Origin of the sequence: Psychrobacter sp. D2 (assembly GCF_013608135.1) — a bacterium.
GTDB classification, from domain to species: domain Bacteria; phylum Pseudomonadota; class Gammaproteobacteria; order Pseudomonadales; family Moraxellaceae; genus Psychrobacter; species Psychrobacter cryohalolentis.
Genome location: NZ_JACDXZ010000004.1, coordinates 115,412 through 127,625, shown reverse-complemented (window position 1 = coordinate 127,625; position 12,214 = coordinate 115,412). Strand labels below are relative to the sequence as shown.

Genomic DNA, 12,214 nt, shown 5'->3' with positions numbered 1-12,214 from the left:
TTAACCTCGACGCCAAGTATGATACTTCTCAAGCAACTGTAGCGCTTTTGTAGGCGCATGATTGCGTTTCCATTCCCCAGCTGCATACTTATTGCCTTCTGCCCATGTTGGATAGATATGAATGGTACCCAGTATTTTATTCAGCCCTAGATTGTGTTTCATGGCCAATACAAACTCAGCCATCAGGTCACCGGCATGTTCAGCGACGATGGTCACACCCAATATCTTATCTTTGCCCTTTGGGGTAATGACCTTGATAAAGCCATGATTGGCGCTTTCGGTTACCGCCCGATCTAAGTCTTTAAAGTCATAACGTGTGATTTCAAAGTCGATACCTTTATCAATCGCTTCTTGCTCATTTAAGCCCACTCGTGCTACTTCTGGATCAATAAACGTCGTCCATGGAATCACGCGATAATCTACTTTGAATTTTTTAAGATGACCAAATAAGCCATTAACCGCCGCGTACCATGCTTGATGGGCAGCTACATGAGTAAATTGATAAGGACCTACGATATCACCTGCCGCATAGATATTGGGGTAAAGCGTTTCAAGATACTCATCTGTATTGATGGTGCGCTCAGTGTCGATGCCCAAGGTGTCAAGCCCGTAACCTTCTAGACGCGCACTACGACCGACTGCACAAATCAACTCATCATACTCGATGGCAGTTTCTTGTTGATCATCAGTGCTGCCTTTTGGTGCGACGATAATATGTTTTTTGCCATCACGAGTTTCACAGCGAATTGCTTGCTGTGAGGTCAAGATATTCACGCCACTCTCAGTCAGTGCTTCTTGCGCAAATACAGAAACGTCGACATCCTCTTTTTTCATCAATCTCGTGCCTCTTTCGATTTGAGTCACAGCAGAACCTAAACGAGCAAAGGCTTGTGCCAGCTCACAGCCAATGGGTCCGCCGCCAAGTACGACCAGCTTGCTCGGCGCTTTATCAAGTTTTGCAAATTTATCCCAAAGAGTGTCGCTGGTCACATAACCTGTCTCCTCTAAACCCGGTAGGTCTGGGACAAAGGGACGTGCGCCCGTCGCGATAACGATAGAGCGCGCGGTTAATGTCTGAGTGCCACCATCATTGAGGGCAATCTCAACCGTCCATGGATCAATGAGCTTTGCATAGCCTTTTAATACCTCGACACCCAGTTCCGTATAACGCTCAACACTGTCATTTGGAGCGATATCAGCAATGACTTTATGAATGCGAGACATGATGTTCTTGAATGCAAAATCCGGTTGGCTATTATTGAGTCCGTAACGTTCGCCATGGCGTATCTGCTCAACCACTTTTGCACTTTTTATCAGTGCTTTACTGGGGACGCAGCCATAGTTTAAGCAGTCGCCGCCCATTTCACCTGCCTCAATCAAGGTGACTTTTGCTTTGACGGTCGCAGCAATATAGCTGGTAACAAGCCCGCCAGCACCAGCACCGATCACAATCATATTACGATCGAATTTTTTGGGCTTATGATAGTTTTCATAGACACGGCGTTTCTTTAGTATCGTTAATATGCCTTTCGCTATTAGCGGAAATAACCCTAATAACGCAAATGAAGCCAGCAGATTAAAAGACAAAATGCCAGATAACTGCTCTATTTGTGCCAACTGTGTACCAGCATTCACAAATACAAAGGTACCGGCAAGCATGCCGATTTGGCTGACCCAATAAAAGGTCCGTGCTTTGATAGCAGTCAGACCCATCAATAGGTTGATAAGGAAAAAGGGGAATATCGGCACCAAACGTAGCGTAAATAAGTAAAATCCGCCTTCTTTTTTTACCCCAGCATCGATGGAAGCAAGACGGTCAGGAAAACGCTGTTTAATGGTATCGCGTAACAAATAACGCGAAGTCAAAAAGGCCAATGTAGCACCGATACTGGAGGCAAATGAGGCGACCAATACCCCTTGTACTAAACCAAATAAAGCACCCGCTGCCAAAGTTAAAATAGCGGCACCGGGTAAAGATAATGCGGTAACTAAGATGTAGACTACAAAAAAGCCGCCGATGACTAACCATGGCGACTGTGTTTTATATTGCTCAAACTGATCCATCGAGCCTTTTAAGCCCTCAAGCGTTAATAATTCATTGAGGTCAAAATAAAAAAAGCCAATGACGCCAATCAAGACCGCGAATATCAAAACTATTTTTTTAATCATGGATTATCCAGATAAATAATATAAAACATCATGTAGTAAAGAATCACTTAGCAAAGAATAACGCTGTATTCCTACTATAAGCTAGTTTTTCATATAGTTATGTTATAAATGACAGTTCAAAATTTAGTCATAGATATACGTAAAATATGACATTTATCCATTGTAATCGTTATTGAGCGATTGTTCAAATATAATATTGTGGATGGCTTGAGACAAATTTTAAAGTGATATAGAAGGTAGTGATAGTTGTCCTTTGCTTATATCAGTATTATAAAAAACCGCCAAATACACTCATTATTTGGCGGTTCTAAAATACAATAGCTAATGTCCTAATTACGACGAGAGTTATAAAGAGATATGCTGAGCTTCACCTTTTTCAAGAGCAAGTTTAGCGGCAGCAGAGGCTACTGCTAAATCTTGTAAACCAACACCTGTACCATCAAACAAGGTAATTTCATCCTCTGAGCTGCGACCTGGGTGATCTCCATTAATAACATCACCAAGCGTGGTAATATCACTCTCTTTGATAGCACCAGATTTAATCGCATGCTGGGCTTCACCAAGACTGATTGATTGCGCGATTTCATCCGTAAATACAGTAGCAGCCGCTACTAAGTTGACATCAACTTCTTGCTTACCAACGGTATCGGTACCCATACAGGCGATATGTGTACCGGGTTTGATCCACTCTTTCATCAGTAATGGCTCAAACGCTGAAGTAATGGTAATGATTACATCCGCCTCGCTACATAACTGCTCACGCTCAACGGCTTCAAACGGTACCCCTAATTCTTCAGCGACGGCTTGTAGGTTTTTGAGATGATCTTTATTCTTATTCCAAGCGACCACTTTTTCGAAATTGCGTTGCTCAAGAGCGGCACGCAGCTGAAAAGTAGACTGATGACCGGCGCCGACCATACCAAGTACTTTGCTGTCTTTACGTGCTAGATGGGCGATTGATACGGCCGATGCGGCGGCGGTACGTACGGCAGTTAAATAGTTGCCGCCGACCAGTGCACGCAATTTACCATTATCTGGATTGAATAAGAAAATCGTGGATTGATGATTGGTCAAGCCTTTAGCCGCATTACCTGGCCAGTAGCCACCTGATTTTAGACCTAGTGATTTTCCTGCACGGTCAAAACCTGATTTAAAGCCGTATAACGCATCAGCATAGCCAATGGCTTCGCGGATAACAGGGAAGTTATAGGCGTCCCCTCGTGACATTGACGCAAAAACATTTTCAACGGCGATAAATGCAGAAGGGCGATCAATCACCGATTTGCAAGCGTCTTCTGATACGATCAATAAACCTTCGTCACTATTAACACTATTTGCTTCACTCATTATAAATTCCTTTTTATACTTTTTAATTTGTAATTCTTGAATACTTTAAATGAATAAGGGCTGCTGTAGGCTAAAGCTACAACAGCCCATCTAAACTAAACCGATAAAATCATACTAATTTAGCTTATAGTTCCTAATACAGTGCTTAGTACATTTTACCGCGTGCAGATACTGGCCATACGGTTTCAACTTTACCATTACGCACACCAATATAGAAATCATGAACGTTACAAGTAGGATCACAATGACCAGGTACCAGTTTTAGTTTTTCATTGATTTCCAGTACGCCGTTTGGATCGCTGACTACGCCATGCTCGTCTGAACATTTAACATATTCAACATCGTCACGACCATAGATGAACGGTAGACCACTATCAACTGACTGAGCTTTTAGACCAGCATCAACGATGGCTTTGTCGGTTTTGGCATGGCTCATCACAGAAGTTAGGATAAATAACGCATTTTCCCACTCACCAGCATCAATGCGGTTGCCGTCTTCATCTAGAATACGACCGTAATCGGCATCCATAAACGCGTAAGAGCCACACTGTAATTCGTTGAAAACACCTGAATTACTTTCGAAGTAATAACTACCTGTACCGCCACCCGATACAAATTCTGGTTTTAGCCCGATTTCAGTTAATGCATCGATTGCTTCTTGTACTTGATCGATAGCGATTTGTGTTTTCGCTTTACGATCGCTAAAGCTGTCCATGTGTTGCATCGCACCTTGATAAGCTTGGATACCAGTGAATTTTAGATTTTCAGCGGCATCAATTGCTTTGGCAATCTCAACAACCGCTTCAGTCGTCGTTACACCACAACGCCCAGCACCGCAGTCGATTTCGATATAGCAGTTCAGTTTAGTGCCTGCTTTGGTCGCAGCAGCTGATAGCTCAGCGACGTTATCGACATCATCGACACAAACGGTGATGGTTGCACCCAACTTAGGTAGATTTGCTAAACGCTCAATTTTAGCTGGATTACGGACTTGGTTTGATACCAATACGTCTTTAATGCCACCACGTACGAATACTTCTGCTTCAGAGACCTTTTGACAGCAAACACCAATAGCGCCGCCAAGCTCTTCTTGTAAATTTTGTACGTCAACTGATTTGTGCATTTTACCGTGGCTACGGTGACGCATATTATGGGCTTTAGCATAATCGCCCATTTTTTTGACGTTACGCTCAAGGGCGTCAAGATCCAAGATCAAACAAGGGGTTTGAATGTCAGCTTCGTCCATACCAACAGCGGCGGGTACGTTGTAACCTACTTCTAATTCGGCAGTCATTGTCATTTTAATTCTTCCATGTTATTAGTTAGTGTTATAAAAAGCCGTTTAAACTTGCGCATTACTGGCGCTTAGTTAACGCTCCATTTGTAATCAGTTATTGATACCTAAGTACTGATATTTAGTTACCGATCATTAATTCCAAGGCAACTTGTCGAGATCAACGTTACCACCAGTGATGATGACGCCAACCTTTTTACCGGCAAAAACGTCTTTGTTCTTTAAGATAACAGCAAGCGGCACGGCACAGCTTGGTTCGATGATGATTTTCATATGCGTCCAAGTCAGTTTCATCGCTTCAACGATTTCTTCTTCAGTCGCGGTCAAAATATCAGTCACATAATTGCTAACAAAATGCCAAGTCAAATCTTTAAGCGGCACTTTTAAACCATCGGCAACCGTGTTTGGTGCATCATCAGCGATAATATGACCGGCTTTAAATGAGCGCGCGGCATCATCAGCGTTGACTGGCTCAGCAGCATAAATTTTGACATCTGGTGCTAGGTTCGACAACGTCAAACAAGTACCTGAAATCATACCGCCACCACCAATGGGTGCCACAACCATATCAGGTTTTTCACCAATCTCTTCCATTTGTTCTAAAAACTCACGTGAGCAAGTGGCTTGTCCAGCGATAACGCGTGGATCATTGTACGGATGGACAAAGTCGCCGCCTGTTTCTGCTTGAACTTTGGCAAAGACTTCTTCACGCGATGTGGTTGATGGCTGGCATTCGGTGATGATACCGCCATAGCCACGTACTGCGGCTTTTTTAGCTTCAGGCGCGCTATGCGGCATCACCACATTACATGGTATACCACGCTGGCCCGCTGCATAAGATAAAGATAAGGCATGGTTACCTGAGCTGTGTGTACAAACACCATTTTTGGCATCTTCGTCAGAGAGACCAAACACTGCGTTTGATGCGCCACGTACTTTAAAAGCACCTGCTTTTTGGAAGTTCTCACATTTAAAGAACATCTCACAGCCAGCCAGCTCATTTAAAAAGCGAGAGGTCAGAACAGGGGTGCGATGGATATATGGTTTGATGCGCTCATGCGCTTCTAACATATCATCAAGGGTTGGAATCACTAATCCATTATCATTTGTTATCATAAAAAATAGTCCTTCATCTTTTGTTAACTCTTGTTATTTGATAGCTTGTTATCTAATAAATTTTATTTAGTTGGTGCGCTGTGGCGATAATACTCTTGCGCAGCAGCAACGCCTTGACCCAGTTTAATAGGGTAGCCCAAATCAACCATTGCCATCTCAATCGTTGCAAGCCCTGCTAGTACCATAACTTCAGTTAATGAACCTAGATGACCGATTCTAAATGCTTTACCATTCATCTCGCCCAAACCAATACCAAATGAGATACCATATTTATTAAAAGCATGATCGGTCAGCTTGTTACTGTCAAAGCCTTCAGGAACAAAGATGGCGCTGACGGTATTAGAATAAAGGTCAGGTGTTTTTGCACACAGTTTCATACCCCAAGCGCTAACCGCTTGTCGTACGCCTTCGGCTAGACGGTAATGACGTGCATAGACATTCTCAAGACCTTCGTCAAACAACATCTCAAGACTTTCTCTTAGGCCATAGATGAGATTTAATGGTGGCGTATAAGGGAAGCCGCCGTTGGCATTGGCATTTAACATATCACGAAAAGCAAAATAAGTACGTGGAAGCTTCGCCTCATCCATATGACTCAAAGCTTTTTGACTGACGCCCAATATTGCCATACCCGTTGCGAGCATAAAGCCTTTTTGTGAGCCGGCAACAGCAATGTCTACGCCCCAAGCATCCATCTCAAAAGGGACACAAGCAATTGAGCTAACACCATCTACGAATAATAAAGCAGGGTGGTCACTGCTATCCATGGCTTTGCGAATGGCGCCAATATCACTTAAAACACCTGTTGCTGTTTCGTTATGCGTGACCATGACGGCTTTGATTTCGTGTGCAGTATCTTCGTTCAAAATCGCTTGGAATTTATCAGCAGGTGCGCCTGTCCCCCAATCGCATTCTACAACTTGCACATCAAGTCCGTGGCGCTGACACATATCGATCCAGCGATGCGAGAACATACCATAGCGTGCAATCAGAACTTTATCACCAGGTGACAAGGTATTGCTAATCGCAGCTTCCCAGCCACCTGTGCCGCTAGAGGTAAATAGAATGATTTCGCCATCTTGGGTGCCAAATACTTTTTTACAATCAGCAAGCACCGGTAAGAACGTGTCTGAGAAATCAGGCGCACGGTGATCTTGCGTCGGCACGTTCATTGCGCGACGTAATCTGTCAGGAATATTGGTAGGGCCAGGAATAAAAATTGGGTTTTGTAGCGACATGATTGACATCCTTGTAAGTGCATATAAAGGGGCACGATTGTTGTATAAGCAGGGGTTCATGCGAATTTAATGCAAGAGTCTTCCTGACTCATACAGTTTGGGTTTTGTGTTTTTAAGATTTAAAAAATTAACCATGTCAAAGAAAGGAGTTGCAGGTGATTGGTCACTTTACTACTTACTGCGTTCTTTTTATGGTGTTCTTGCGGTAACGATTTTTACGAAGGATAAAATAAGAGGTTTTGGTTGAAAAAGTGTAGATACTCATCAACTGGTTAAAATATAGCACTAATAGTAAGTTGTAACAAGGTGTTTTTAAATAACCTTTGTGCTAGACTTCTCAAGACTATTACAGTGACTGTTTTGTGTAAATAGCCGACATTAGTCCTATTTATTTTTTATGCTTTGACCGAAATAATTCATGATTGCTATTTCAGTTGTATGATGTCTTCAAGAGCTGCTATAACTTCAGTATAATAGGGATTCTTGCCGACAACTTTGCCTTGATTGGTTATATCAATTGGATAACGTGTGTATCGCTATTCTTGATTACTAAGCCATCGCACTTAAGTTATCTGTTAGATAGCCTCTGCTTTACATTCTGTACTATATCTCTGCAATTTTTTGGTCATGGTAAGCGCCTCTTCCAGTGGTTAGTTTACTAAGTTTATCTTTACAGTTTCTTCAGCATCGCTCAATTTCTAACTTGCTAAAAACAACTTATTCAATTAAGAAAATACAATAAAAAACCCTTCATTATCAATGTTGAGGGTTTACAAAAGACATTGTATTTATTATAGATATCAATTCTTTAAGAATGTCAGCTTGAACGAATTTGAGCAAGCTAGAGCAAAATATAAATTTAAATAATTTCATTTTTTTAATGAATCGATAAAAATATTTAACCCATTAACCTTGTACCACCCCATACTTTTAATAAGAAGATTTTATCATGTTAAACCAACGTCCGTTATATATCCCCTTTGCAGGTCCTGCACTATTAGAAACCCCTTTATTGAATAAGGGCAGTGCTTTTTCATCAGAGGAGCGCGATAGCTTTAATTTAACCGGTCTATTACCTCATAATATTGAGACGATTGAAGAGCAGTCATCACGTGCTTATCTTCAACTACGCTCATTTACCAGTGATATGGATAAGCATATTTATTTGCGTAATATACAAGACACTAATGAGACATTATTTCACCATTTGATTGAGCAGCATATTGAGGAAGTCATGCCGCTCATCTATACCCCTACGGTTGGGCAAGCGTGTGAAAAGTTCTCTCAAATTTATCGCCGTAAACGTGGTTTATTTATCTCTTATCCTGAACGTCATAAAATCGATGACATGTTGCAAAACGCTACCAAACAAAACGTTAAAGTTATCGTGGTCACTGATGGCGAACGTATCTTGGGCTTAGGTGACCAAGGTATTGGCGGTATGGGAATTCCAATTGGTAAATTGGCTTTATACACCGCTTGTGGTGGTATTAGCCCAGCTTATTGCTTACCTATTTTGTTAGATGTCGGTACCAATAATCAGCAGTTGCTTGACGATCCTATGTATATGGGCTGGAGAAATCCACGCATCTCTGGCGATGAGTATAATGAATTTGTAGACTTATTTATTCAGGCTGTTAAGCGTCGTTGGCCCGAGGTGTTATTGCAATTTGAAGATTTTGCACAGGAAAATGCGACCCCATTATTGAATAAATATCGTGATCAGCTCTGTTGCTTTAATGATGATATTCAAGGAACTGCGGCTGTTTCAGTCGGTACATTGATTGCCGCATGTTTAAATAAAAGCCAGAAACTTAGTCAACAAAATATTGCTTTCTTGGGTGCAGGATCTGCAGGCTGCGGTATCGCTGAGCACATTATTCGTCAGATGCAGCGTGAGGGGTTAACAGAAGAGCAAGCTCGCAGACAGGTATTTATGGTTGACCGTTATGGTCTGCTAACAGATAGCATGACAGAGCTACAAAAATTCCAAACACCGTTAGTGCAAAAAGAAACAGATATTGAACATTGGGATAAGAGTCAAAAACTTGGGTTAGCACAAGTGGTTAAACAAGCAAGAATAACTGTCTTGTTTGGCGTAAGCGGACAAAAAGGTCTCTTTACGCAAGAGGTCGTTGAATCTTTATGTGCTAATACTGAACATCCTATTATATTGCCGCTATCAAATCCAACGTCTCGTGTTGAAGCAACGCCGCAAGAAGTGACTAACTGGAGTCGTGGTAAGGCCATTGTTGCAACGGGCAGTCCTTTTCCTAATACCACTTTTGAAGGCCAGTCTTACGAGGTTTCGCAGTGTAATAATAGCTACATATTCCCAGGCATTGGCCTAGGTGTATTAGCAGCACGTGCGACGGGTATCAGCGATAATATGCTGACGGCGGCAAGCCAAGCACTTGCAGATATCTCAGTAGAATATGAAAAAGCGCCAGGTGCCATATTGCCGCCCATTAAATTCATTAGAGAAATCAGTGAAAAAATAGCCTATGCAGTTGCCCTGCAAGCAATTGAAGATAAACTGGCATTACCAGTCACGGCAGAAAACTTAGAACGTCGATTAAAAGCTAACTTCTGGTTACCTAAATACCGCGACTATCGCCGTACTTCTTTCTAACGGTTAGAAAATCCGACTAAAAAGCCGAATGCTACGATTAAAAGTAGCATTCGGCTTTTTTAATGATAACAATGCTAATCCACTAGCCGTTGACGTTTTGCTGATGAAATTTTTACGTATAGTGAATTCAGTATTAAAGCGATACCAGTATTGCATTGGAACATAACGTACCTGTTTTATTTGGAATTGACTATATCATGGTTTGTGAGGTTTTTATGGTCATGATAAATCCTTAATGTGTAAGCTAATCGATATGATCACTGTCTGATAATCTGCTTATCATTCAGTAGTTTGCAGAACCTCTATTTATGCCATAGCATGTGGCATTATAGGCATGGTCTTACGCTATGCTTATCATGCCTTTATCAAGGATAAAGGCAACAATGTCATCAACGCCTTCACCCGTTTTCATGTTGCTAAAGACCACAGGCTTATCGCCGCGCATTTTTTTGGCATCACGTGCCATCACCTCAAGTGACGCGCCTACGAGAGGGGCAAGGTCGGTTTTATTGATGATGAGTAAGTCTGATTTCATGATACCAGGGCCGCCTTTACGAGGGATTTTATCGCCTGCCGAGACATCAATGACATATAGCGTCAAGTCGGATAATTCAGGGCTAAAAGTTGCTGCCAAATTATCACCACCAGACTCGATGATAATAAGCTCAAGACCTGCAAACTGCTGCTGTAATTCGGCGATGGCAGATAGGTTAATCGAGGCATCTTCACGGATGGCAGTATGCGGGCAGCCACCCGTTTCGACACCGCGAATGCGCTCGGCTGGCATGGCCTCATGACGCGTTAAAAATTCAGAGTCTTCTTTGGTATATATATCATTGGTCACCACGGCCATATTGACATCATCACGTAGGCGTTGACACAATCTCAGCGTTAATGCCGTTTTTCCTGAGCCTACAGGGCCACCAATACCTAAGCGTAGTGGCGATAATGTCGTGTCTGAATGTTTGTTTTCGACTTTGGGTGTCAGTGCCATAAATAAATGTCCTCAATAAGTGTTTGGGTTATCAGCGATTAAGAGCGAAATAAGCGGCTGTATTGCCTTTCATGCTGGCAAGACAGGAGCGCTAAATTTGGTAAGTTGGCTGATATTTGTAACTGTTGATAAAGTAGATTTAGCTTTGATATCGTTATGTCAGAGCTATCTGCCATTAACGGCAGCCTTTGAGCGTACAAAAAGCTTTGCTTGACGCTAGCAGCCAGTGGCTGTACTTGTTGGCTTAATAGCTGTTGCAGCTGCCAAATGATTCGCTGTCCTGCCATTTGCCCAAGCGGTACGGTCTTAACCGCAGCCAGCACCATATTTTCGATTTGACCAAAGGCGTAAGTGGTCATGGCTTGTACAGGGTTAAATTGCCAGTGCGAGCTAATATGGGCAAACAGCGGCAAAAACCCATGGGCGAGTAAGCTATCAGGCACATTAAGCTCAAGGACATTATCAAGCCATGCGGATAAAGACAGAGCCAATTGACTTGACTCATAGACGAACTCTTTGGTTTCGCGGCTAGCGTGGTAATCTGCACCTAAAGCATCAGCAAGTGTGACGTCCTCAATCATAAGGGCTTCAATCATGAGCGCTAGTAGCGGTAGCTCATAACGACACAATGCTAGCTCCAGATAATCACTCATAAAATCCATACTACTGCTTTCATCATGAATAAGCCCTGACTCGATAGCAGGTTCTATACCTTGCGAGTAGGTATAACTACCAATAGGTAAGTTGCTTGACGCCAGCATGAGCAAACGTCCGGTCACATCTGCATGATTCAGATCATTTATACCTTGTGCGGTACTGGCAGGATGCTGGGAGTGCGTGGCATGATTAGTCATGAGAGTTGCCGTGGGTGTGTGAATGGTCATGGCCGTGATCGTGATGACTATGATTGTGATTATGATTATGACCATGAGAGTGAGAATGTCCGCCTTGATTGCCTTTATAAGCACCCGTTTCTGGCTCAAACGGCGCTTGTACGGCTTGGATATGTAGGCCAAGTTGATGTAACATCGCTTCTAAAACATGGTCAGGCTCAAAGTAGAGGGCAGTAGGGGTCAGCATTAAAGGCACATGGCGGTTGCCTAAATGGTAAGCGCCTTTCATAAGGTCAAAGTTATTATCTGCAGTCACTTCTATCAAGGCTTGCTTGGCGGCCATAATCTGTATCAAATTGCCTTGATGGTCTGCTAGCACACTGCCATTCTTAATGGTTTCCGTACGTGGCAAATCAACACCAATGGATTTTTGATGCTGGGTTTCTGCTTTAAAACGGCTACGCTGACGGGTGTCGAAATCTAAATATAAAAAGTTTTCTGCCTGTTTTTGCCTATCAATGATCGCCTGTTTTTCAGCGCTAAGGGTTGATGGATCGAGACGTTGCGTATAAATGTTCATAATTATGTTTA

Annotated in this window: 9 protein-coding genes; 1 reads left to right on the top strand and 8 read right to left on the bottom strand. The window is 42.5% G+C overall.

All coding sequences use genetic code 11. The annotated features are described in order from the left end of the window. The 5 genes from H0262_RS07095 to bhcA all read right to left on the bottom strand — a co-directional run bounded on the left by H0262_RS07095 (position 1) and on the right by bhcA (position 7,164). The gene (locus tag H0262_RS07095) at positions 1 to 2,169 is read right to left on the bottom strand and encodes an FAD-dependent oxidoreductase (RefSeq protein ID WP_181210235.1); all 2,169 of its coding nucleotides are present in this window, start codon (positions 2,167 to 2,169) and stop codon (positions 1 to 3) included. A gap of 345 nt (positions 2,170 to 2,514) precedes the next feature. Then, positions 2,515 to 3,516 (bottom strand): iminosuccinate reductase BhcD, encoded by a 1,002-nt coding sequence (bhcD, locus tag H0262_RS07090; RefSeq protein WP_181210234.1) that lies wholly within the window; start codon positions 3,514 to 3,516, stop codon positions 2,515 to 2,517. 145 nt (positions 3,517 to 3,661) lie between these two features. Then, entirely contained in the window at positions 3,662 to 4,816 is a 1,155-nt protein-coding gene (gene bhcC, locus H0262_RS07085; protein ID WP_181210233.1) for a 3-hydroxy-D-aspartate aldolase BhcC, read from the bottom strand. Between the two features lie 129 nt (positions 4,817 to 4,945). Beyond that, the gene (gene bhcB, locus H0262_RS07080) at positions 4,946 to 5,926 is read right to left on the bottom strand and encodes a beta-hydroxyaspartate dehydratase BhcB (protein WP_181210232.1); all 981 of its coding nucleotides are present in this window, start codon (positions 5,924 to 5,926) and stop codon (positions 4,946 to 4,948) included. Positions 5,927 to 5,988: 62 nt separating this feature from the next. Then, a complete protein-coding gene (gene bhcA / locus H0262_RS07075) occupies positions 5,989 to 7,164 on the bottom strand; it encodes an L-aspartate--glyoxylate aminotransferase BhcA (protein WP_181210231.1) in 1,176 nt (391 codons plus the stop codon). A gap of 949 nt (positions 7,165 to 8,113) precedes the next feature. Between bhcA and H0262_RS07070 the strand changes: the two genes are divergently transcribed. Further along, a complete protein-coding gene (locus tag H0262_RS07070; protein WP_181210230.1) occupies positions 8,114 to 9,796 on the top strand; it encodes an NAD-dependent malic enzyme in 1,683 nt (560 codons plus the stop codon). Between the two features lie 340 nt (positions 9,797 to 10,136). Here the strand turns inward: H0262_RS07070 and ureG are convergent, their stop codons facing one another. From ureG to ureE, 3 genes are read right to left on the bottom strand one after another with little or no spacing between them, the layout of a single operon-like run. Further along, positions 10,137 to 10,790 carry an urease accessory protein UreG gene (ureG, locus tag H0262_RS07065; RefSeq protein WP_181210229.1) on the bottom strand — a complete coding sequence of 218 codons (654 nt, stop codon included), beginning with the start codon at positions 10,788 to 10,790 and terminating at the stop codon, positions 10,137 to 10,139. 38 nt (positions 10,791 to 10,828) lie between these two features. Continuing rightward, positions 10,829 to 11,644 carry an urease accessory protein UreF gene (locus H0262_RS07060; RefSeq protein WP_181210228.1) on the bottom strand — a complete coding sequence of 272 codons (816 nt, stop codon included), beginning with the start codon at positions 11,642 to 11,644 and terminating at the stop codon, positions 10,829 to 10,831. Then, positions 11,637 to 12,203 carry an urease accessory protein UreE gene (ureE, locus tag H0262_RS07055; RefSeq protein ID WP_181210227.1) on the bottom strand — a complete coding sequence of 189 codons (567 nt, stop codon included), beginning with the start codon at positions 12,201 to 12,203 and terminating at the stop codon, positions 11,637 to 11,639. The genes H0262_RS07060 and ureE overlap by 8 nt, the downstream gene beginning before the upstream one ends. Positions 12,204 to 12,214: the final 11 nt, after the last annotated feature.